Source organism: Marmoricola sp. OAE513 (assembly GCF_040546585.1).
Lineage (GTDB): Bacteria > Actinomycetota > Actinomycetes > Propionibacteriales > Nocardioidaceae > Marmoricola.
The window spans coordinates 3,769,666-3,788,431 of record NZ_JBEPOC010000001.1 but is presented as its reverse complement, the minus strand read 5'-3'; the positions used below and the strand labels follow the sequence as shown (position 1 = coordinate 3,788,431).

Sequence of the window (18,766 nt, the reverse complement as noted above, 5' to 3'; positions counted from 1 at the left end):
TCTCAGACGGCCATCGCGTCGCGGACCACGTCGACGGCGTCGTCGCCGCCCGCGCCGCTGGCAGTGACCCGGCCGGATTCCAGGACGTAGTAGCTGCTCGTCGCGCGCAGGGCGAACCCGACGTGCTGCTCGACGAGCAGCACCGAGAGGTCGCCCCGTTGGGTGAGCTCGGTGATCACGCGCTCGATCTCCTGCACGACGTTCGGCTGGATGCCCTCGGTCGGCTCGTCGAGGATGAGCAGCCGGGGCTTGGTCAGGAGCGTCCGTGCGATCGAGAGCTGCTGACGCTGACCACCAGACAGCAGCCCGGCCCGCCGGGAGAGCAGCTCGCGCAGGGCCGGGAAGGTGTCCAGGACCTCGTCGATCTCCGACTTCACCGTGCTGACCAGCTGCAGGTTCTCCAGCGTGGTCATCTGGGGGAAGCTCAGCTGGCCCTGGGGGACGTAGCCGAGTCCACGGCGTACGCGGGCGTGCGGCCGCAGCTTCGTGACGTCCTCACCGTCGAGGAGCACCTGCCCGCTCTTCACGGCGAGGAGACCCACGGCCACCCGCAGCAACGTCGTCTTGCCGGCACCGTTGTGTCCCATCAGGGCGACACCGGAGGCCACCGGGACGGTCAGGCTTACGTCGTGCAGCACCATGCTGCGGCCGTACCCCGCGGTCACGTTCACCAGCTCGAGCATCGACTCACTCATGGGTCGCCCCTTCCACGCTGCGGCCCAGGTAGACCTCTTGGACCTTCGGGTTCGCCTGGATCTCGGCGACGGTGCCTTCGGCGAGGACCTTGCCCGCGTGCAGCACCGTGACGATGTCGGCGTAGTTGCGGACGAAGTCCATGTCGTGCTCGATGACGACGATGGTGCGCGACGGGGCGATCCGCCGGAGCAGCTCGCCGGTCTCGTCGCGCTCCTCGTGGCTCATACCGGCGACGGTCTCGTCCAGGAACATCACCTTGGCGTCCTGGACGAGCAGCATGCCGATCTCCAGCCACTGCTTCTGCCCGTGGGCGAGGATGCCGGCAGGGCGGTCCTTGAGGTCGGCCAGCCCGACGGTCTCCATCGCCTCGGCCACGTAGTCCGGGATCCCGCGGCGCGCACGCAGCATGCCCCAGGCCTTGCGGTGGACGCCGCCCGCGATGTCCAGGTTCTGCAGCACCGTGAGGTTCTCGAACACGGTGGCGGTCTGGAACGTCCGCCCGACGCCGGCTCGGGAGATCTGGTGCGACTTCAGCGCGAGCAGGTCCTTGTTCCCGTAGCGGGCGTACCCGGTGCCCTTGACCAGGCCGGTGAGGGCATCGACCAGGGTGGTCTTGCCCGCTCCGTTGGGCCCGATCAGGAAGTGGATGCGCCCCTGGAGGAACGTCACGTCGACGTCCTCGTTGGCCTTGAACCCGTCGAAGTCGACGGTGAGGCCCTGGACCTCCACGTAGTCCTGCCCGGTCATGACGTCACCGTCCTGGTCGCAGGAGCGCTGCGTCTCGCGGCCACGTAGCCGCTTATCCGGCGGGGGAGCGAGGCCAACCCGTTCGGCAGCAGCAGGGTCACGACGATGAACATCAGCGCGAGGATGTAGATCCAGCCGTCCTGGATGCTCTCCGACAGCGTCGAGCGGCCGTAGCCCAGCAGGAGGGCACCGAGCACTGGTCCGAATAGCGAGGCCCGGCCCCCGAACGCGGCACCTGCCAGCATGAAGATCGATGCCGCGGCGCCGATCTCCTTCGGCGAGATGATGCCGGCGATCGGCACGAACATCGCTCCACCGATGCTCGCCATGACAGCGGCGCTGACGAAGGCGACGAGCTTGACGTTGGCCGGGTCGTGGCCGAGGAAGCGCACCCGCTCCTCGGCGTCGCGGGTCGCCACCAGCAGCTCCCCGAAACGGCTGCGGTAGAGCTGCCACGCGATCAGCAGGCACAGCACCAGCAGGCCGGCGACGATCGTGTAGATGAACTGCTTGTTGGCGGGGTCGTTGAGGTCGTATCCGAAGAAGAACTTGAAGTCGCTCAGGCCGGTGTCACCACCGGTCAGCTTGATCGTGCCGCCGATCAGGTAGGCCAGGGCGACCGCGAGGGCCTGGGAGAGGATCGCGAAGTAGGCGCCCTTGACCCGACGCTTGAAGATCGCGAACCCCAGGATGCCGGCGACCACGACCGGAGCGACGACGATGGAGATGATGGTGAACGCTCCGCTGCGGAACGGTTCCCAGAACGCAGGCAGCGGGGCCAACGGGTCGTAGAGGATCATGAAGACCGGGATCGAGTCCGGTCCGCCGCTCTCCAGGGTCAGGTGCATCGCCATGGCGTAGGCGCCGAGGGCGAAGAACACGCCCTGTCCCATCACCAGCATGCCGCCCCGGCCCCAGGCCAGGCCGATGCCGACGGCGACGATCGCCCAGCAGCAGTACTTGCCCAGGTTGTTGAGCCGGAAGTCGCTCAGCAGCGCCGGTGCGACCAGGAGCAGGACGACCGCGAGGACGCCGATGCCGATCAGGGAGCCCCAGTTGCGCCCGAACTCGCCCAGCGAGAGCTGCCGCCCGCTGCGCGTCGGGTCTGGGACCGCGGTTCCGCCCGCTGTCTCCTCGGGGTCGGTGGTGCTCATGCGAGTCCTCTCGTCCGGACGGTGAACAGACCCTGCGGCTTCACCTGCAGGAAGATGACGACCAGGACGAAGGTGATGACCTGGGCGAGGCTGCCCGTCGTCCAGTCCGCCAGGTACGCCGTGACGACGCCGACCGTCCATGCCGCGATCACCGCGCCGCGCAGCTGGCCGAGTCCGCCAGCGACGACGACGAGGAACGCGAGGATGATGTACTTGGTGCCGAGCTGGGAGTTCGTGCCGCCGATCAACGACGCTGCCACGCCCCCGACACCCGCGAGGCCGGAGCCCACGAAGAAGGTGATCCGGTCGACCGAGCGGGTGGCGACACCCAGGGTCTCGGCGAGCGCCCGGTTCTGCACGGTGGCGCGGATGCGCCGCCCGAAGGACGTGTACTTCAGCATCGCCCCCAGCGCAGCGAGGCAGAGGAGCGCCAGCACGATGGTGAAGACCTGGCGCAGCGGCCACGCGTAGCCGAAGACGGTCCACTGGCCGTCCAGCAGGCCGGGCTTCTCCACCGGGACGCCGCTCGGGTACTTCTGCAGGAAGATCTGCTGCAGCGCGAGGCTCACCCCGACGGTCGCCAGCAGGGTGTCCAGCGGCCGGTCGTACATCCACTGGATGATCGTGACCTCGAGCAGGACGCCGAGGGCGCCTGCGAGCAGGAACGCGACCGGGAGGGCCACCAGGATCGAGACGTCGGTGTTGGAGACGAGCTGCTGGGTCCAGTAGGCGCACACGGCACCGGCCAGCAGGAACTCGCCGTGCGCCATGTTGATGACGCCCATCTGCCCGAAGGTGAGCGCGAGGCCGAGGGCGGCGATGAGGAGGAGTGCTCCGTCGGCGGTGCCGTTGAGCAGCGGGGCGATCAGGGTGTCCATGCAGGACCTCTCGACGCGGTGACGGGGGAGGGGAGGGGTCCCGTGCCCGAGAGCACGGGACCCCTCGTGTGCAGCGAGGACTAGCCGGCGGCTGCGACCAGCGCGTCCCGGGTGGCAGCCGGGAACCAGTCGTAACCCTTGAGGAACGGGTCCGGCTCGATCGGGCCGTCGGAGGACCAGACGATGTCGAACTGGTTGTCCGCGTTGATCTGGCCGATCAGACCGGGCTTGCTGATGTGGTGGTTCTCGCCGTCGACGACGACGGTGCCCTCGGGGGCGTCGAACGAGACCCCGTCAGATGCCGCGTTGATCTTGTCGACGTCGAAGGAACCGGCTTTCTCGACCATCGCCTTGTAGAGGTACAGCGAGTCGTACGCCGCCTCCATCGGGTCCGAGGTCACGTCGCTCGGGCCGTCGAAGGCCTTCCAGGCCGCGATGAACTTCTCGTTCGCCGGGCTCTTGACCGACTCGAAGTAGTTCCAGGCGGCGTACTGACCCTCGACGGAGGCGCCCATGTTGGGGGCCTCCTCCTCCGCGATCGACACCGAGATGATCGGGGTCGTGGCGGCCTTCAGACCGGCGTCGGTGTAGGCCTTGATGAAGCCGACGTTGGAGGAACCGTTGATGGTGTTGAAGACGAAGTCGGGCTTCGCCTCGACGATCTTGGACACCTGGGTGGTCCAGTCGTCCTTGTCGAGCGGCACGTACTCCTCGCCGACGATCTTGATGCCGAGCTCCTTGGCGTAGAGCTTGATGATCGCGTTGGCGGTGCGCGGGAAGACGTAGTCCGAACCCGCGAGGAACAGCGTCTTCACGCCCTTCGACTTGAGGAACTCCATCGCCGGCAGGATCTGCTGGTTGGTGGTCGCACCGGTGTAGTAGATGTTCTTGGAGGCCTCGAGACCCTCGTACTGGACCGGGTAGAAGAGCAGGCCGTTGTTCTTCTCGACCACCGGCTTCATGGCCTTGCGCGAGGACGAGGTCCAGCCACCGAAGATGGCGGCGACGCAGTCGTCGGTCAGCAGCTTCTCGGTCTTCTCCGCGAAGGTGGGCCAGTCGGTCGCGCCGTCCTCCTGGATCGGCTCGATCTTCTTGCCCATGATGCCGCCGGACGCGTTGATCTCGTCGGCGGCCATGTCGAGCACCTTCGAGACGGTCTTCTCCGAGATGGCCATGGCGCCGGTCAGCGAGTTGATGAAGCCGAGCTTCACTGTGTCGCCGGAGGTGTCGACGCAGGACTTGCCGGCTGCTGCCGGCTTGTCACCGGCCTTGGCACCGCCACAGGCGCTGAGGGTCGCCGCAGCGACCAGGACGACTGCGGCGGCAGCCGTCAAACGTGTGCGTGAGTTCAACACTGGGGTACCTCTCGGTTCTCTGATGCCGTTCAAGGGCGGCACGTCGTTGTGCCGTTCGGTGTCGCTGAACCTAGGGACCGTGTGTTTCGAGGTATTACCAAATGGAGTTAACTCCGTGTTTCGCAGGAGCGTGCCGCGTTAACTCCTCGTGCACGGCCTACGCTGGCGCCCGTGAGCTCCCTGATGCTGCTGGACACCGCCTCGCTCTACTTCCGCGCGTTCTACGGCGTCCCGGACTCGATGCGCGCCCCGGACGGCACCCCGGTCAACGCGGTCCGCGGCCTGCTGGACTTCATCTCCCGGCTGGTCGAGGAGTACCGACCGACGCACCTGGTCTGCTGCTGGGACAACGACTGGCGCCCGCAGTGGCGCGTCGACCTGATCCCGTCGTACAAGGCGCACCGGGTCGAGCAGGAGGTCCCGGGCGGTTCGGACATCGAGGAGGTGCCGGACCCGCTGCAGGTGCAGATCCCGATCATGATCGACGTGCTCGCGGCGTTCGGGATCGCTGTGGTCGGCGCGGACGGGTACGAGGCCGACGACGTCATCGGAACCCTGGCCACGGATGCCGGCATGCCCGTCGAGATCGTCACCGGGGATCGCGACCTGTTCCAGCTGGTCGACGACAGCCTCGGGGTGCGCGTGCTCTACACCGCGCGCGGTGTCGGCAAGCACGAGCGGATCACCAACAGCGTCGTGCGCGAGAAGTACGACGTCGAGGCCGACCAGTACGCCGATTTCGCCACGCTGCGCGGTGATTCCTCCGACGGCCTGCCCGGCGTCGCCGGGGTGGGGGAGAAGACCGCAGCCACGTTGCTGAACAGGTACGGGTCGCTCGACGGCATCCGCGCAGCAGCGTTCGACGAGTCCAGCGATCTTGCGCCCGGACCCCGACGCAAGATCCTCGACGCAGCGCCGTACCTCGACGTCGCCCCTCAGGTGGTGGCCGTTGCGCGCGACATCGACCTGGGTGACCTCGAGGTGCTGCTGCCGGCGACACCGGTCGATCCCGGGGCCCTGACCGAGCTCGCCGAGCGGTGGGGCCTGGAGTCGCCGATAGCGCGCCTGGTCTCGACGATCACCGACGCGCGCTGAACCCTCAACGTGCACTTCAAGCGTGTCGTCGGTGACACGCCGCGCGGCTGAATTTCTTTCATGAATTGTTGGCGCACAGGTCACTCTCCTGACCTGCAGTTTTGCGCGTTCACGCAGGTCAGGGGGCGGTTGACAGGACGCACCGGGATCGGTTGTGTTGCCTCGTTCCTCCAGGCAGATCGTCCTGCTTGCGGGTCCGGACATGAGGGGAAGATCCTCACCGACCTCCACGGTGCGGGTGAATCCCTTCGACGAGTCGGGACGCCGCGACCAGGACGGGAGAACACGGGGGGAGTGCGGCGCCAGTAGACAACGGTCGTGCGATGACAGCCAGTCACCGTGCGGGCGGTCCGAAGGTTTCGTTCCTCCCCCCGCCGCCCTTCTCACCACCGGCTAGCGTGGGCAGCATGGCTGAACGCGTCGATCCTCCGCTCCGGGCCGGCGAGGCCGAGACCCTGCTCGCCTTCCTCGACTACCACCGGGCCACCCTCCGGGGGAAGGTCGCGGGACTCGACGTCGCGGCGCTCGACCGCCCCGTCCCTCCCTCCACGATGACCCTCGGTGGGCTCGTCTCGCACCTGACGCTCGTCGAGGACAACTGGTTCTCGGTCGTCCTGGCCGGCAACGACAGCGCACCGCCGTGGGACACCGTGGACTGGGACGCCGACAACGACTGGGACTGGCACGTCGCTGCGGGCCAGGACCTCGAGAGCCTGCTCGCGGCGTACGACGAGACCGTGCAGCGCACCGACGCCTGCATCGCAGCGGCCCTCGACGGCGGCGGCCTGGACACGGTTTCGGTGCGGACCAGCCGCCGTACCGGCGAGGGCAAGTTCAGCCTGCGCTGGATCCTGCTCCACATGGTCGAGGAGTACGCGCGGCACAACGGGCACGCGGACCTGCTGCGCGAGGCCGTCGACGGGAGCGTCGGCGAATGAGGCGCTTCCGCTGGGGCCTGGTCCTGCTCGCCTTCATCGCGCTGCCGATCCTGGAGATCTACGTGATCATCCAGGTCGGCCAGGTGATCGGAGCCTGGTGGACGATCGTGCTGCTCATCGCCGACAGCGTGTTCGGATCCTGGCTGCTGCGGCGCGAGGGTGGCCGTGCCTGGCGGGCCCTGCAGTCTGCGCTCCAGGAAGGTCGGATGCCGACCCGCGAGCTCGCCGACGGCATCCTCATCGTGGTCGGCGGCACGCTGATGATCAGCCCGGGCTTCGTCACCGACGTCTTCGGCATGCTGGCGATCCTGCCGTTGACGCGTCCTCTGGGGCGGAAGGTGCTGACCGGCTTCATCAGCCGGCGCCTGGTGGTCGTCCCCGGAAGCGGACCCGGACGTGGACCCGGGAAGCAGCATCGCCCCGGACCCCACGGTGACGTGGTCCAGGGCGACGTGGTGGATCCGGAGTAGACGCGGTTCCTAGGCGTTGGCCTTCTTCTTCGCGGACTTCTTGACCGGGCGGTGCAGGTGCGCCGGACCGATCTCGCCGCCGCGCAGCAGCTCGAGACGCTCGGTGAGGATGTCCTCGAGCTCCTTGATCGAGCGACGCTCCAGCAGCATGTCCCAGTGCGTGCGGGCCGGCTTCTCGACCTTCTCCTCGGGCAGGATGCCGGCGGTGCTCAGGCCCTCGGCGCCGCAGCGCGGGCACTCCCAGGTGGCCGGGACCTCGGCCTCGACGGACATGGTGATCTCGAACAGGTGTCCGCGGGTGCACTGGTAGCCGACCTGCTGACGGGCGGCGAACTCGATGCCGCGCTCGTCCTCGAAGCTCTGGCCGCCGAGGCGTGCGCCTCGCAGGGTGCGGTCTCCCATGAAATCCTCCAAAAGTCTTGTGGGGCCAGATCGTGGTCCCACTCATGCGTACTACCTCAGGGACGGGCATTCAAGTCGTTCGTGACGCCGGAGCACCCGTCGGCGCGGTGCGGCCCGCTGCGGGCCACGTTCCACCATGACAGATCGACAACGACCCGCGCACCTTGAGGATTCCCGCCCAGCGCGAGCGCGAGACGGGTCTCACACCCCGGCAACGGGCTCCGGCACGGCGTTCCCGGCCTCGCGGATGCCCCGTACCGGGTCCAGCCGGGCGAGGAACACGGCACCGAGCACGAAGAACACGATCAGCGCCAGGATCGCGGGGCGGTAGGACCCGGTGATCTGGAAGGTGAGCCCGAAGACGAGGGTGCCGAACCAGGAGGTCCCGCGCTCGGCCGCGCCGTACAGCGCGAAGTACTCGCCCTCCCGGCCACGCGGGATGAGCAGGCTGAAGAACGAGCGCGAGAGCGCCTGGGTGCCGCCCATCACGACGCCGATGGCCACGGCGACCAGCAGGAACAGGGCGACGTTCTTCTCGGGCAGCGCCAGCGCGACGACGACGATGACCATCCAGGCGAAGGTGCCCGCCTTGATCAGGCGGTAGGCGCCGTGCCGTGCCGCGAGCCTGCCGAAGAGGAGCGCACCGCCGAACGCGACGAACTGGATCAGCAGGATCGTGCCGATGAGGACCGACGTGCCGAACTTCAGCTGCTTCTCGCCGTACGTCGCCGCGGCGTAGATCACCGTCTGGATGCCGTCGTTGTAGAAGAGGTACGCCACCAGGAAGGTGAGCGTCATGGGGTAGTTGCGCAGGTCCTTGAGCGTGCGCAGGAGCTGGCCGAAGCTCGAGGTCCAGACGCTGCCCCCGACCCCGACCTGGTTGCGGGGGGCGTAGTCGCGCAGCTTCACGAACGGGATGATCGTGAAGGCGGCCCACCAGACCGCCGCACTGAGCAGCGAGAGGCGGACGGCAAGCCCCTCGGAGAGCCCGAAGGTGTCGTGAGCCAGGAACATCACCAGGTTCACCGCGAGCAGGACACCGCCGCCCAGGTAGCCCCACGCCCAGCCGCGCGAGGACGCGCGGTCGCGTTCCTCCTCGGTCGAGATGTCGACCAGGATCGCGTAGTAGCTGACCAACGAGCACCCGGCCAGGATGCTCGCGCAGACCACCGCGACCGCGCCGAGCTGCCAGTTGTCGCCCTCGAGGAAGAAGAGCAGCGACCCGAAGGCCGCGCCGGCCCAGGCGTACCCGGCCATGTGCCGCTTCTTGTGGTGCGACCGGTCCACGAACGCCCCCACGACGGGGAGCAGGAACGCGCTCGCGATCGTGGCAAAGCTGGTCAGGTAGCTCGGCAGGGACCCGGCCGCGAGGTGCAGACCGAGCAGCTCGACCGTCTTCGAGCAGGTCTCGTCGGCGTCGACGCAGCCGGCGGCCTTGCCGGCCACCGTGATCATGTACGGCGCGAACATCACCGAGAGCACGGTGGTGAAGAACGCCGAGTTGGCCCAGTCGTACCAGTTCCAGGCCTTCTGCTGCGCGAGCCGGTCCGCTGCGGTCATCCGTGGTCCCCCCACTGTCCTCGTGCGACCAGGACGTCCTTGAGCAGGTCGGTCCGGTCCGTGATCAGCCCGTCGACACCGAGGTCGATCAGCTCGTTCATCTCCGCCGGGTCGTCGACGGTCCAGACGTGCACGTGCGCACCGGCGGCGTGCGCCCGGCGTACGAGGCCCGCGGTGACGATCGGCACCCGACCCCGCCGTCGGGGGACCTGCAGCGCAGCCACCCTGCCCCGGGTCAGGGCGCGTGCCGGCGCACCGGGAAGCAGGAACGCCCCGACCTCGGCGGGCGCCGCCGAGGTGGCCACCCGTCCTCGCGTCAGCGCCCGGAACTCCCGGAGTCGCGGCAGCGAGAACGACCCGACGCAGACGCGTGCCTCGGACGCCGTGCGCGCCAGCAGGTCGGCGAGCGGGCGTGCGGCCGCGTCGGCCTTGAGATCGATGTTGAACCGCGCTTCGGGGAACGACTCGAACAGCTCCGCCATCGTCGGTACGGCGTGCGCGCCACCGATCCTGGCCACCGCGATGTCGGTGGCCCTCATCCCGGCGAGCTCCCCGGAGACGTCGGTGACCCTGTCGAGCACGTCGTCGTGGAAGGCCAGCAGGACGCCGTCGGAGCTCGCGTGCACGTCGGTCTCCAGGTAGCGGTAGCCGAGCGCGGCGGCGTGCTCGAAGGCGTGCCGGGTGTTCTCCAGGCCGCGCAGGTCCGGGTGGTCCGCACCGCCGCGGTGGGCCATCGCGAGGACCGTGCCGTCGGGGACGTCGTCGAGGTAGGCGAAACCCGTCCGGACCCGCGCCATCGTCCTCACCCCGCTCCCTGGGACCAGTATTCACCCCGAGGTCGGAATTCGGTGCAAGTCGGGCACCCGCGTGGCACTCCGCACGACGGATCCCGCGGCGGTAACGTCGATCCATGGAGCTGACCTGCCCGCAATGCCAAGGCGTGATGGCCGAGCGCACCCTCGGCCACGTGACGACGCACCGGTGCGACGGGTGCGGGGGCGTGTTCCTGGCCCGCGCGGACCTCGGTGGCCTCGTCGAGGCCGAGAACGACTGGCACGCGCACCAGTCCGCGAACACCGCCGCGCTCCCGCGGATCTCGTCCTCGATGCCGCCGCCGGGCCCCGTCGAGCGCAGTCGCGCCTACGTCGAGACGCTGTTCAAGGGTTGACGGTCCCCGGCCTCAGCGCAGGTCCGAGAAGGTCTCGATGCGTGCTCCGAGCAGGTTGAGCCGCTCGGCGAGGTCCTCGTAGCCGCGGTTGATCACGTAGACCGAGCGGAGCACCGAGGTGCCCTTGGAGGCGAGCATCGCCAGCAGGATCACCACCGCCGGACGCAGTGCCGGCGGACAGACGATCTCAGCGCCGGACCAGTGCGTAGGACCGTCGATCATCACCCGGTGCGGGTCCAGCAGCGTCACCTTGCCGCCGAGCTTGCCGAGCTCGGTGAGGTAGATGGCCCGGTTCTCGTAGACCCAGTCGTGCAGCATCGTCTGGCCCTGGGCGACGGCGGCGATGATCGCGAAGAACGGCAGGTTGTCGATGTTCAGCCCGGGGAACGGCATCGGGTGGATCTTGTCGATGGGGGAGTGCAGCGGGGAGACGGCCGTGGTCAGGTCGACCAGCCGGGTCTGCCCGTTCGCCGCCCGGTACTCCTCGGAGCGCTCGTAGCGGAAGCCCATCTCCTCCAGCAGCGCCAGCTCGATCTCGAGGAACTCGATCGGGACGCGTCGGATGGTGATCTCCGAGCCGGTGACGATCGCGGCCGCCAGCAGGGACATCGCCTCGATCGGGTCCTCGCTCGGCGAGTACTCGACGTCGACGTCGATCTCGGTCCGGCCGGTGACGGTCAGCGTCGTCGTCCCGATGCCCTCGATCTGCACGCCGAGCTCGACGAGGAAGAAGCACAGGTCCTGGACCATGTAGTTGGGGCTGGCGTTGCGGATGACGGTCGTGCCCGGCGACATGGCAGCGGCCATCAACGCGTTCTCGGTGACCGTGTCGCCGCGCTCGGTGAGCACGATGGGCCGCAGCGGCACCGTGCCGTCGGCCACCGTGGCGTGGTAGCTGCCCTCGGTGGCCTTCACCTCCAGGCCGAAGTGTCGCAGGGCGGCGAGGTGAGGCTCGACCGTGCGGGTCCCGAGGTCGCAGCCGCCGGCGTACGGGAGCTCGAAGTCGTCGCTGCGGTGCAGCAGCGGGCCGAGGAACATGATGATGGAGCGGGTACGGCGGGCGGCCTCGTCGTCGATCGCCGCCAGGTCGAACCGGGCCGGCGGGACGATCTCGAGGTCGTTCTGGTCGTTGAGCCAGCGGGCCCGCACGCCGATGCTGGTGAGCACCTCGAGGAGCCGGTTGACCTCCTCGATCCGGGCGACCTTGCGCAGGGTGGTGCGACCGTTGTTCAGCAGGGCGGCGCAGAGCAGGGCGACACCGGCGTTCTTCGAGGTCTTGACGTCGATGCTGCCCGAGAGCGTGGTCGGGCCGGTGACGCGGAGGTGCACCGGTCCGGCGCCGATGCTCACGATCTGCTCGTCCAGGGCCTCGCCGATGCGCGCGAGCATCTCCAGGGAGACGTTCTGGTGGCCACGCTCGATCCGGTTGACGGCACTCTGACTGGTCGAGAGAGCGTCGGCCAGCTGCTGCTGGGTCCACCCGCGGTGGTGGCGGGCACTCCTGATGAGGGTGCCGATCTGGGTGAGGTAGTCGGCAGTCACCCGGCGGACGTTATCTCAGATATGAGATGAAGCCAACGTGGCGCGCACTGGCAGGATCGGGGGATGCGCGTCACCACGATCCACGCCGCCGGGGACATCCGCCTCGAGGAGCGACCGGAGCCCGCCCTCACGGCACCGACCGACGCTGTCATCAAGATCACCGCCGGCTGCATCTGCGGTTCCGACCTGTGGCCGTACCGCGGCGAGAACCCGATCACGCCAGGGTCGACGATCGGCCACGAGATGGTCGGGGTGATCGAGGAGGTCGGCTCGGCGGTGCGGTCCTTCAAGCCGGGCGACTTCGTGGTGGTGCCCTTCTGCACCTGCGACAACACCTGCCCGCACTGCCTCAACGGCGCCCAGTCGGCCTGCGTCCACGGCGGTTTCACCACCGGGGGACAGGGCGAGTACGGGCTGGTCGGCCAGGCCGAGGGCAGCCTGGTCAAGACCGACGGCATGCCCGACCCGTCGATGGTCGCCTCGCTGCTCACCCTGTCCGACGTGTTCCCCACGGGATGGCACTGCGCCGTCTCGGCGCGGGTGAAGAAGGGCGACACGGTGGTCGTCGTCGGTGACGGCGCGGTAGGGCTGTGCGGCGTGCTGGCCGCGGTCCAGCTGGGGGCGGAGAAGGTCGTCGCCATGTCCCGGCACGCCTCCCGCCAGGAGGTGGCACGGGCGTTCGGTGCCACCCACGTCGTCGCCGAGCGCGGCACCGAGGGCATCGAGCGCATCCGGGAGATCACCGACGGGGTGGGGGCGGACGCCGTGCTCGAGTGCGTGGGCACCGACGAGGCGATGAAGACGGCCTTCGAGGTCGCGCGGCCCGGAGCGATGGTCGGGTTCGTCGGCGTACCGCACGGCGTCGTGCTGCCGGTGCGCCAGATGTTCTCGAAGAACGTCGGCCTCGCGGGCGGCGTCGCCCCGGTGCGCAAGTACCTGCCCGAGCTGCTCGACCTGGTCACCAGCGGAACAGTCGACCCCGGCTTGGTGTTCGACTCGGTGATGCCCCTGGCGGATGTCGCCGAGGGCTATCGAGCGATGGACGAACGACGGGCCATCAAGGTCCTGCTGCAACCCTGAGCTGAAACGCCGACGAAGGAGTCACCGATGACCGACACCGCCCGCCTGGCCGGACTGGCCGACGACCTGCTCGCGCTGCACCAGCCCGGGAACCCGGTGGTCCTGCCGACCGCCTGGGACGCCTGGTCGGCGAACGTGGCCGTGAACGCCGGCTTCGCCGCGATCACCGTCGGCAGCCACCCCGTCGCCGACTCCGTCGGCCGCCCCGACGGGGAGGGGATGAGCTTCACCGAGCTCACCGACCGCGTCGCCCAGATCACGGGGTCGGTCGACGTGCCGGTGTCGGTGGACATCGAGTCCGGGTACGGGCTGTCGGCCTCGAAGCTGATCCAGGGGCTCCTCGACGCCGGCGCGGTCGGGCTCAACATCGAGGACACCGTGCACTCCGAGGACGGCCGGATGCGGACCGAGGAGGAGCACGCCCAGGTGATCACGGACCTGCGCGCCGCGGCCGACGCGGCAGGCGTCCACGTCGTCATCAACGCCCGCACCGACACGTTCAAGAACAAGGTCGGTTCGGACGAGGCCCGCGTCGACATCGCCATCGAGCGGATGCTCGCGTGCGCCGAGGCCGGCGCGGACTCGCTCTACCCGGTCGGCTTCCACGACGAGGAGACGCTGAAGCGCCTGACCAGCGCGCTTCCGCTGCCCGTGAACGCGATCGCCAACCCGGTCGACGGCGACCTGGCGATGTACGCGCGCGCCGGCGCGGGCCGGATCAGCTTCGGGCCGATCTGGCAGATGAACCTGGCGGCTGTCTCCGGCGAGTGGCTCGCACGCTGGAAGTAGGTCAGCGCCGGACGGTACCGATCAGGCCCCGGATCGAGGCGGCGACGAAGTTGCCCATCGCGAAGTGGTCGTCCCACAGCGTGATCTGACCGTCGACGACCTCGAAGGTGCCGCACACCCAGAACGCCGACTCCCAGCGCTTGTACGACAGGTAGTCGGTGCGGTCGGTGAGCACGATCCTGCCGTTCCCGGCGATGTGCTTCATGTCGACGCGGAAGCCGATGCCACGGCGCTCCATGTCGTGCAGCATGCCCACGACCTTCTTCCCGCGGAAGGTCGGCATCCCCGTGTTGCGCCACTCCACGTCGGGCGCCAGGAGCGCGATCGCGTCCTCGGCGCGCCCGGCTTCGAGCAGGTCCAGGAAGGTCTCGACGACCAGCGCCTCAGCAGTCATGGAGGACAGGTTAGACCGGTCTACTCCGGCCCGGTGGCGCACGCAGGATCGACCTACGATGGACGGCAGGGGAGGTGGACATGACGATCACGGAGACGATCACCAGGACACCGCGGGTGCTCATCGTGGATGACACCGACGACGCGCGAGCGCTGCTGCGGATCAAGCTGGGCGTCAACGGCCTGTACCAGGTCGTGGGCGAGGCGGCCGACGGGCTCGAGGCGGTGCGCCAGGCGCGCGTGCTGCAGCCCGAGCTGATCATCCTCGACATGGCGATGCCCGGGATGGACGGGCTGGAGGCGCTACCGCTCCTCCGGGACGCGGCACCCGGAGCACGGGTGATCGTGCTGACGGTGTTCCAACCCGGGGCGCTGGAGGACCAGGCGATGGCCGCCGGAGCGGACCGGTACGTCGTCAAGGGCGGCCGGATGCGGGACCTGATGAACGTGATCGACGACGTGCTGCATGTCTGAGACGAGCCTGCAGGACCGCTACTTCCCGGACCTGCCGTGCTTCGGCTGCGGGCCGGCGAATGCCGAGGGCCTCCGTCTCAAGAGCCACCTGGACGGCGACGAGGTCGTGGCCGCCTTCACCCCGTGGCCGCAGCACGACAACGGTCTGGGCTACCTCAACGGCGGCATCATCGCCACCGTCCTGGACTGCCACAGTGCGGCCGTGGTCACGCACGAGGCGTACGAGCGCGGGTGGCCCCCGTTGCCCGGAGCGGCGTTGCCCTACGTGACCGCCGGGCTCGACGTCCGCTACCTCCGGCCGACACCCCTGACGGAGACCGTCCACCTCGTCGGCGTCGTGACGACCGCTTCCGAGGACGAGATGCAGGCCGAGGTCCGGCTCGAGTGGGACGGCAAGCCGCGCGCCACCGGCACGGCTGTCTGGAAGCGCTGGCGACCCCGTTGAAGATCTGCCGGGAGTAAGGTGCACCCGCATGAGAGCAGTGACCGTCAGCAAGTCCGAGCTCAACGTCTCCGACGTGGCTGCACCGACGCCCGGCAACGGTCAGCTCGTTCTCGACGTCGTCCGGTGCGGCATCTGCGGGTCTGACCTGCACGCCCGCCACCACGCCGACGCGGTCGCCGACATCGCGGCGGAGATCGGCTACACCGGCTTCATGCGCCCGAACGAGTCGGTGGTGCTGGGGCACGAGTTCTCCGGCATCGTCTCCGCGGTCGGCAGGGGCAGCCGGCTCAAGGAAGGTACGCCCGTCGTCTCGTTCCCGCTGCTCCGCAAGGGCAGCGAGGTGCACACCACCGGCCTCTCGGTGCACGCGCCCGGCGGGTACGCCGAGCAGGTGCTGGTGCAGGACGCCCTGAGCATCGCGATCCCGAACGGGCTCGCCACCGACGTGGCAGCGCTGACCGAGCCGCTCGCCGTCGGTCTGCACGCCGTACGTCGGGGCGAGGTCGGCAAGGGTCAGGTGGCGATCGTCATCGGCTGCGGGCCGGTCGGGCTCGCGGTGATCATGATGCTCAAGGCCCAGGGGGTGAGGACGGTCATCGCCAGCGACTTCTCCGCCGGCCGGCGCGCGCTCGCCACCACGTGCGGGGCCGACGTCGTGGTCGACCCGGCCACGGAGTCGCCGTACTCCTCGGCCGCGTCGCACGGGCACATCGTCGGTGGGCCGGAGATGTTCGAGCTCGGCGTCTCCACCGTGGAGAAGCTGGGCAAGCTGCCGGTGCCGTGGCCCCTGGTCTGGCGCGCGGCCGACAAGCTCGGCGCGGCGACCCCCAAGCACCCGGTGATCTTCGAGTGCGTCGGCGTCCCCGGCGTCATCGAGGAGATCATCAGCACCGCGCCGCTCGCATCACGCGTCGTCGTGGTCGGCGTCTGCATGGAGCCGGACCGGTTCCGGCCGTCGATGGCGATCAACAAGGAGATCGACCTGCGGTTCGTCCTCGGCTACACGCCGCTGGAGTTCCACGACGCGCTGCACCTGCTCGCCGACGGCAAGGTCAACGCCGAGCCGATCATCACCGGTGTCGTCGGCCTCGAGGGCGTCTCAGGGGCGTTCGACGCCCTGAAGGACCCCGAGACGCACGCCAAGATCCTGATCGACCCGACCAGCAGCGCGACGACTCCGGTTCCGCGCTAGCGCGGCGATCGGCCAGGCGAGCACGGCGCCGAGCAGCGCGCCGTACGCGTTGTGCAGCACGTCGGCACCCGAGGACACCCGCGTCGGCAGGTAGGCCAGCTGGACGTACTCGATGCCGGCAGAGGCGGCGAGACAGAGCAACGCGCTCAGCCAGGCCCGCTGGGTCACCAGGGTCAGCAGGAACGCCGCGGGGACGAACAGCGCCACGTTCGCAAGCACCTCGGTGCGCTCCCAGGTCAGCCGGCCGTCCGTTGCGGCGGTCGCGAAGCGGTCGGCTGCAGTGAATGCCCAGGATCCCGCCGACGGATCGGCCAGGGTGAGCCGGGCGACGACCACGGCGTACGCGGCGAGCAGGACGGCGGCAACGGTGCGGTGCATGTCCTCGACGCTAGGAAGCAGCCGGGCCGGAGCGCTCGGTCTCAGGTACCGATCGCCGGCACCTGGGTACCCGGCGTGACAGACTCCGGGAGTGCCCGACCCCGCCACCGACGCCCGCCTGCGCGACCTCGCGCTGCTGCGCCGGGTGCGTGACCGGATGGACCGCGAGTACGCGCAGCCGTTGGACGTGGAAGCACTCGCGCGCGGGGTGCACATGTCGGCAGGGCACCTGAGCCGGCAGTTCAAGCTCGCCTACGGCGAGTCGCCGTACGCCTACCTGATGACCCGGCGGATCGAGCGTGCGATGGCGCTGCTGCGTCGCGGCGACCTCAGCGTGACCGACATCTGCTTCGAGGTCGGTTGCTCGTCCCTGGGCACGTTCAGCACGCGGTTCAGCGAGCTCGTCGGCGTACCGCCAAGCGTCTACCGCGAGCAGGCGGCCGAGTCCTCGGGCATCCCCTCGTGCGTCTCCAAGCAGGTCACCAGACCGATCAGGAATCGAGAAGCGCCCACAGCCAGCGCCCCCTAGCGTTGCGGCCATGGACATCAGCATTCACTCCGCGTTCCTCCCGCACACCGACCGCGACGCCGCGGTCGACTTCTACTGCGACAAGCTCGGGCTCGAGCTGCGCAACGACGTCGGCTACAACGGGATGCACTGGCTCACCGTCGGCCACCCGGACCAGCCGTCCACCAACCTGGTGCTCACGCCGCCGGCCGCGGACCCCGGGGTCACCGAGGACGAGCGGCGGGTGATCACCGAGATGATGGCCAAGGGCACCTACGCGATCCTCACGATGGCGACCGCCGACCTCGATGCCACCTTCGAGAAGCTGCAGGCCGCTGACGTCGACATCGTTCAGGAGCCGATCGACCAGCCGTACGGCATCCGCGACTGCGCGGTCCGCGACCCGTTCGGGAACCTGATCCGGATCAACCAGGTGCCGGCATGAGCACCGCGGTCTCGGTGGCGACCACCGTGGTGCTGGAGTCCGGCGACGTGGCGGGGACCGAGGCCTTCGTGTCCGCGCTGGGTGCGACCGGGCTGGTCGGTGCTCGCGCGACCGCCGGCGAGAGCTCGGGCTTCCGCGGCTTCACGCTCTCGCTCGTCTGCAGCCAACCCGCTGACGTCGACGCTCTCGTCGAGGCCGCCACCGGTGCCGGGGCGTCGGTGCTCAAGGCGGCGACCAAGAGCTTCTGGGGGTACGGCGCCGTCGTGCAGGCTCCGGACGGGACCGTCTGGAAGCTCGCGGCGTCCTCGAAGAAGAACACCGGTCCGGCGGCGACGTCGTTCGAGGACCTCGTGCTCCTGCTCGGCGTCGCCGACGTCAAGGCCAGCCGGAAGTTCTACGCCGACCAGGGCGTCGGGACAGCCAAGAGCTTCGGGGTCAAGTACGCCGAGCTGGAGACGTCCGGTGTCACCGTGGCGCTCTACCCCCGCAAGGCTGCGGCCAAGGACGCCGGCGTACCGGTCGAGGGGTCCGGCTCGCACCGGGTCGCGGTGCGCAACGGGCTCGGCGGGTTCACCGACCCCGACGGCTTCGTCTGGGAGACCGCGTGATCGAGCCCCGCGACGCGGCCACGCGGCGCCGCGACACCGAGTCCTTGCTGGCGACGCCCGCGATCGACGTCTGGGTCGCCAGCTCCTCGCGTGACGGCACTGCCCACCTGGTGCCGCTCTCGCTGTGCTGGACCGGCGGGCTGGTGGTGCTCGCGACCAGCCCGGAGTCGGTGACCGCGCAGAACCTGATGACCTCCGGGGGTGGCCGGCTCGCCGTCGGACCGACCCGCGACGTGGTGATGATCGACGCGGTCCTCGACCGGGTCGTTCCCGTGGAGCACGACGACGCGCTGCACGCGGCGTACGTCGCCCAGGCCGACTGGGACCCACGCAGGGGAGGGGGAGCGGTGTTCCTGGTGCTCCGCCCGGTCCAGGTGCAGGCCTGGCGGGAGGTCAACGAGATCGCCGACCGCACCCTCATGCGTGGGGGAACTTGGCTGGCCTGACCA

At 69.3% G+C, this 18,766-nt stretch carries 24 protein-coding genes; 13 read left to right on the top strand and 11 right to left on the bottom strand.

The genetic code is table 11. From position 1 onward, the window contains the following. Window positions 1-2: 2 nt before the first annotated feature. From ABIE44_RS19025 to urtA, 5 genes are all read right to left on the bottom strand, one after another. Window positions 3-695 (bottom strand): ATP-binding cassette domain-containing protein, encoded by a 693-nt coding sequence (locus ABIE44_RS19025; RefSeq protein ID WP_354438317.1) that lies wholly within the window; start codon window positions 693-695, stop codon window positions 3-5. Then, window positions 688-1,443: an urea ABC transporter ATP-binding protein UrtD gene (gene urtD / locus ABIE44_RS19020; RefSeq protein ID WP_209714040.1), complete on the bottom strand. Its 756-nt coding sequence runs from the start codon at window positions 1,441-1,443 to the stop codon at window positions 688-690. The genes ABIE44_RS19025 and urtD overlap by 8 nt, the downstream gene beginning before the upstream one ends. After that, window positions 1,440-2,597 carry an urea ABC transporter permease subunit UrtC gene (urtC, locus tag ABIE44_RS19015; RefSeq protein WP_209714042.1) on the bottom strand — a complete coding sequence of 386 codons (1,158 nt, stop codon included), beginning with the start codon at window positions 2,595-2,597 and terminating at the stop codon, window positions 1,440-1,442. The genes urtD and urtC overlap by 4 nt, the downstream gene beginning before the upstream one ends. Beyond that, window positions 2,594-3,475 (bottom strand): urea ABC transporter permease subunit UrtB, encoded by an 882-nt coding sequence (gene urtB, locus ABIE44_RS19010; RefSeq protein ID WP_209714045.1) that lies wholly within the window; start codon window positions 3,473-3,475, stop codon window positions 2,594-2,596. The genes urtC and urtB overlap by 4 nt, the downstream gene beginning before the upstream one ends. Before the next feature lie 80 nt (window positions 3,476-3,555). Continuing rightward, a complete protein-coding gene (urtA, locus tag ABIE44_RS19005) occupies window positions 3,556-4,827 on the bottom strand; it encodes an urea ABC transporter substrate-binding protein (protein WP_209714047.1) in 1,272 nt (423 codons plus the stop codon). 174 nt (window positions 4,828-5,001) lie between these two features. Here urtA and ABIE44_RS19000 point away from each other — a divergent pair, with 174 nt between their 5' ends. The 3 genes from ABIE44_RS19000 to ABIE44_RS18990 all read left to right on the top strand — a co-directional run bounded on the left by ABIE44_RS19000 (window position 5,002) and on the right by ABIE44_RS18990 (window position 7,333). Beyond that, a complete protein-coding gene (locus tag ABIE44_RS19000; RefSeq protein ID WP_354438315.1) occupies window positions 5,002-5,925 on the top strand; it encodes a 5'-3' exonuclease in 924 nt (307 codons plus the stop codon). Between the two features lie 407 nt (window positions 5,926-6,332). Then, the gene (locus tag ABIE44_RS18995; RefSeq protein WP_209714049.1) at window positions 6,333-6,863 is read left to right on the top strand and encodes a DinB family protein; all 531 of its coding nucleotides are present in this window, start codon (window positions 6,333-6,335) and stop codon (window positions 6,861-6,863) included. Then, window positions 6,860-7,333: an FxsA family protein gene (locus tag ABIE44_RS18990; protein WP_209714051.1), complete on the top strand. Its 474-nt coding sequence runs from the start codon at window positions 6,860-6,862 to the stop codon at window positions 7,331-7,333. Before ABIE44_RS18995 ends, ABIE44_RS18990 begins: the two co-directional genes overlap by 4 nt. 9 nt (window positions 7,334-7,342) lie before the next feature. Here the strand turns inward: ABIE44_RS18990 and ABIE44_RS18985 are convergent, their stop codons facing one another. From ABIE44_RS18985 to ABIE44_RS18975, 3 genes are all read right to left on the bottom strand, one after another. Then, window positions 7,343-7,735 carry an RNA polymerase-binding protein RbpA gene (locus tag ABIE44_RS18985; protein ID WP_209714053.1) on the bottom strand — a complete coding sequence of 131 codons (393 nt, stop codon included), beginning with the start codon at window positions 7,733-7,735 and terminating at the stop codon, window positions 7,343-7,345. Between the two features lie 201 nt (window positions 7,736-7,936). Next, window positions 7,937-9,295: an MFS transporter gene (locus ABIE44_RS18980; protein WP_209714055.1), complete on the bottom strand. Its 1,359-nt coding sequence runs from the start codon at window positions 9,293-9,295 to the stop codon at window positions 7,937-7,939. Beyond that, a complete protein-coding gene (locus ABIE44_RS18975; RefSeq protein WP_209714057.1) occupies window positions 9,292-10,092 on the bottom strand; it encodes a glycerophosphodiester phosphodiesterase family protein in 801 nt (266 codons plus the stop codon). The genes ABIE44_RS18980 and ABIE44_RS18975 overlap by 4 nt, the downstream gene beginning before the upstream one ends. Window positions 10,093-10,205: 113 nt before the next feature. Between ABIE44_RS18975 and ABIE44_RS18970 the strand changes: the two genes are divergently transcribed. Continuing rightward, on the top strand, window positions 10,206-10,463 hold the full coding sequence (locus ABIE44_RS18970) for a TFIIB-type zinc ribbon-containing protein (protein ID WP_354438313.1): 258 nt from the start codon (window positions 10,206-10,208) through the stop codon (window positions 10,461-10,463). Between the two features lie 12 nt (window positions 10,464-10,475). Here the strand turns inward: ABIE44_RS18970 and ABIE44_RS18965 are convergent, their stop codons facing one another. Next, window positions 10,476-12,005 (bottom strand): helix-turn-helix domain-containing protein, encoded by a 1,530-nt coding sequence (locus ABIE44_RS18965; protein ID WP_209714061.1) that lies wholly within the window; start codon window positions 12,003-12,005, stop codon window positions 10,476-10,478. A gap of 63 nt (window positions 12,006-12,068) precedes the next feature. On the opposite strand from ABIE44_RS18965, the gene ABIE44_RS18960 reads away from it, so the two are divergent. Then, on the top strand, window positions 12,069-13,085 hold the full coding sequence (locus ABIE44_RS18960) for a zinc-dependent alcohol dehydrogenase family protein (protein ID WP_209714063.1): 1,017 nt from the start codon (window positions 12,069-12,071) through the stop codon (window positions 13,083-13,085). Window positions 13,086-13,112: 27 nt separating this feature from the next. Then, window positions 13,113-13,874 carry an isocitrate lyase/PEP mutase family protein gene (locus ABIE44_RS18955; RefSeq protein ID WP_209714065.1) on the top strand — a complete coding sequence of 254 codons (762 nt, stop codon included), beginning with the start codon at window positions 13,113-13,115 and terminating at the stop codon, window positions 13,872-13,874. Window position 13,875: 1 nt separating this feature from the next. Here the strand turns inward: ABIE44_RS18955 and ABIE44_RS18950 are convergent, their stop codons facing one another. After that, entirely contained in the window at window positions 13,876-14,268 is a 393-nt protein-coding gene (locus tag ABIE44_RS18950) for a limonene-1,2-epoxide hydrolase family protein (RefSeq protein ID WP_209714067.1), read from the bottom strand. 80 nt (window positions 14,269-14,348) lie between these two features. Here ABIE44_RS18950 and ABIE44_RS18945 point away from each other — a divergent pair, with 80 nt between their 5' ends. From ABIE44_RS18945 to ABIE44_RS18935, 3 genes are read left to right on the top strand one after another with little or no spacing between them, the layout of a single operon-like run. Then, window positions 14,349-14,741, top strand: a complete 393-nt coding sequence (locus tag ABIE44_RS18945; protein ID WP_209714069.1) for a response regulator transcription factor — start codon at window positions 14,349-14,351, stop codon at window positions 14,739-14,741. Beyond that, entirely contained in the window at window positions 14,734-15,186 is a 453-nt protein-coding gene (locus ABIE44_RS18940; protein WP_209714071.1) for a PaaI family thioesterase, read from the top strand. Before ABIE44_RS18945 ends, ABIE44_RS18940 begins: the two co-directional genes overlap by 8 nt. Before the next feature lie 28 nt (window positions 15,187-15,214). Next, complete coding sequence (locus ABIE44_RS18935; protein WP_209714073.1) at window positions 15,215-16,378, top strand: zinc-binding dehydrogenase; 1,164 nt, start codon at window positions 15,215-15,217, stop codon at window positions 16,376-16,378. On the opposite strand, the gene ABIE44_RS18930 is transcribed toward ABIE44_RS18935, so the two are convergent. Further along, window positions 16,286-16,756: a VanZ family protein gene (locus ABIE44_RS18930; protein WP_209714075.1), complete on the bottom strand. Its 471-nt coding sequence runs from the start codon at window positions 16,754-16,756 to the stop codon at window positions 16,286-16,288. The genes ABIE44_RS18935 and ABIE44_RS18930 overlap by 93 nt on opposite strands. A gap of 157 nt (window positions 16,757-16,913) precedes the next feature. Here ABIE44_RS18930 and ABIE44_RS18925 point away from each other — a divergent pair, with 157 nt between their 5' ends. The 4 genes from ABIE44_RS18925 to ABIE44_RS18910 are packed head-to-tail and all read left to right on the top strand — an operon-like array spanning window position 16,914 to window position 18,763. Further along, window positions 16,914-17,285: a helix-turn-helix transcriptional regulator gene (locus ABIE44_RS18925; RefSeq protein WP_209723020.1), complete on the top strand. Its 372-nt coding sequence runs from the start codon at window positions 16,914-16,916 to the stop codon at window positions 17,283-17,285. A 10-nt stretch (window positions 17,286-17,295) separates the two neighbouring features. After that, window positions 17,296-17,709, top strand: coding sequence for a VOC family protein (locus tag ABIE44_RS18920; RefSeq protein WP_209714077.1), 414 nt, complete (start codon window positions 17,296-17,298; stop codon window positions 17,707-17,709). Next, window positions 17,706-18,317: a glyoxalase gene (locus tag ABIE44_RS18915; protein ID WP_209714079.1), complete on the top strand. Its 612-nt coding sequence runs from the start codon at window positions 17,706-17,708 to the stop codon at window positions 18,315-18,317. Before ABIE44_RS18920 ends, ABIE44_RS18915 begins: the two co-directional genes overlap by 4 nt. Continuing rightward, on the top strand, window positions 18,314-18,763 hold the full coding sequence (locus tag ABIE44_RS18910; protein ID WP_209714081.1) for a pyridoxamine 5'-phosphate oxidase family protein: 450 nt from the start codon (window positions 18,314-18,316) through the stop codon (window positions 18,761-18,763). The genes ABIE44_RS18915 and ABIE44_RS18910 overlap by 4 nt, the downstream gene beginning before the upstream one ends. Window positions 18,764-18,766 lie beyond the last annotated feature (3 nt).

What these genes read in the sequence shown, in the direction of transcription:
- ABIE44_RS19025 (WP_354438317.1), bottom strand. Translation starts at nt 695, where the DNA reads ATGAGTGAGTCGATGCTCGAGCTGGTGAACGTGACCGCGGGGTACGGC.
- urtD (WP_209714040.1), bottom strand. Translation starts at nt 1,443, where the DNA reads ATGACCGGGCAGGACTACGTGGAGGTCCAGGGCCTCACCGTCGACTTC.
- urtC (WP_209714042.1), bottom strand. Translation starts at nt 2,597, where the DNA reads ATGAGCACCACCGACCCCGAGGAGACAGCGGGCGGAACCGCGGTCCCA.
- urtB (WP_209714045.1), bottom strand. Translation starts at nt 3,475, where the DNA reads ATGGACACCCTGATCGCCCCGCTGCTCAACGGCACCGCCGACGGAGCA.
- ABIE44_RS18995 (WP_209714049.1), top strand. Translation starts at nt 6,333, where the DNA reads ATGGCTGAACGCGTCGATCCTCCGCTCCGGGCCGGCGAGGCCGAGACC.
- ABIE44_RS18990 (WP_209714051.1), top strand. Translation starts at nt 6,860, where the DNA reads ATGAGGCGCTTCCGCTGGGGCCTGGTCCTGCTCGCCTTCATCGCGCTG.
- ABIE44_RS18985 (WP_209714053.1), bottom strand. Translation starts at nt 7,735, where the DNA reads ATGGGAGACCGCACCCTGCGAGGCGCACGCCTCGGCGGCCAGAGCTTC.
- ABIE44_RS18980 (WP_209714055.1), bottom strand. Translation starts at nt 9,295, where the DNA reads ATGACCGCAGCGGACCGGCTCGCGCAGCAGAAGGCCTGGAACTGGTAC.
- ABIE44_RS18975 (WP_209714057.1), bottom strand. Translation starts at nt 10,092, where the DNA reads ATGGCGCGGGTCCGGACGGGTTTCGCCTACCTCGACGACGTCCCCGAC.
- ABIE44_RS18970 (WP_354438313.1), top strand. Translation starts at nt 10,206, where the DNA reads ATGGAGCTGACCTGCCCGCAATGCCAAGGCGTGATGGCCGAGCGCACC.
- ABIE44_RS18960 (WP_209714063.1), top strand. Translation starts at nt 12,069, where the DNA reads ATGCGCGTCACCACGATCCACGCCGCCGGGGACATCCGCCTCGAGGAG.
- ABIE44_RS18955 (WP_209714065.1), top strand. Translation starts at nt 13,113, where the DNA reads ATGACCGACACCGCCCGCCTGGCCGGACTGGCCGACGACCTGCTCGCG.
- ABIE44_RS18950 (WP_209714067.1), bottom strand. Translation starts at nt 14,268, where the DNA reads ATGACTGCTGAGGCGCTGGTCGTCGAGACCTTCCTGGACCTGCTCGAA.
- ABIE44_RS18945 (WP_209714069.1), top strand. Translation starts at nt 14,349, where the DNA reads ATGACGATCACGGAGACGATCACCAGGACACCGCGGGTGCTCATCGTG.
- ABIE44_RS18940 (WP_209714071.1), top strand. Translation starts at nt 14,734, where the DNA reads ATGTCTGAGACGAGCCTGCAGGACCGCTACTTCCCGGACCTGCCGTGC.
- ABIE44_RS18935 (WP_209714073.1), top strand. Translation starts at nt 15,215, where the DNA reads ATGAGAGCAGTGACCGTCAGCAAGTCCGAGCTCAACGTCTCCGACGTG.
- ABIE44_RS18930 (WP_209714075.1), bottom strand. Translation starts at nt 16,756, where the DNA reads ATGCACCGCACCGTTGCCGCCGTCCTGCTCGCCGCGTACGCCGTGGTC.
- ABIE44_RS18925 (WP_209723020.1), top strand. Translation starts at nt 16,914, where the DNA reads ATGGACCGCGAGTACGCGCAGCCGTTGGACGTGGAAGCACTCGCGCGC.
- ABIE44_RS18920 (WP_209714077.1), top strand. Translation starts at nt 17,296, where the DNA reads ATGGACATCAGCATTCACTCCGCGTTCCTCCCGCACACCGACCGCGAC.
- ABIE44_RS18915 (WP_209714079.1), top strand. Translation starts at nt 17,706, where the DNA reads ATGAGCACCGCGGTCTCGGTGGCGACCACCGTGGTGCTGGAGTCCGGC.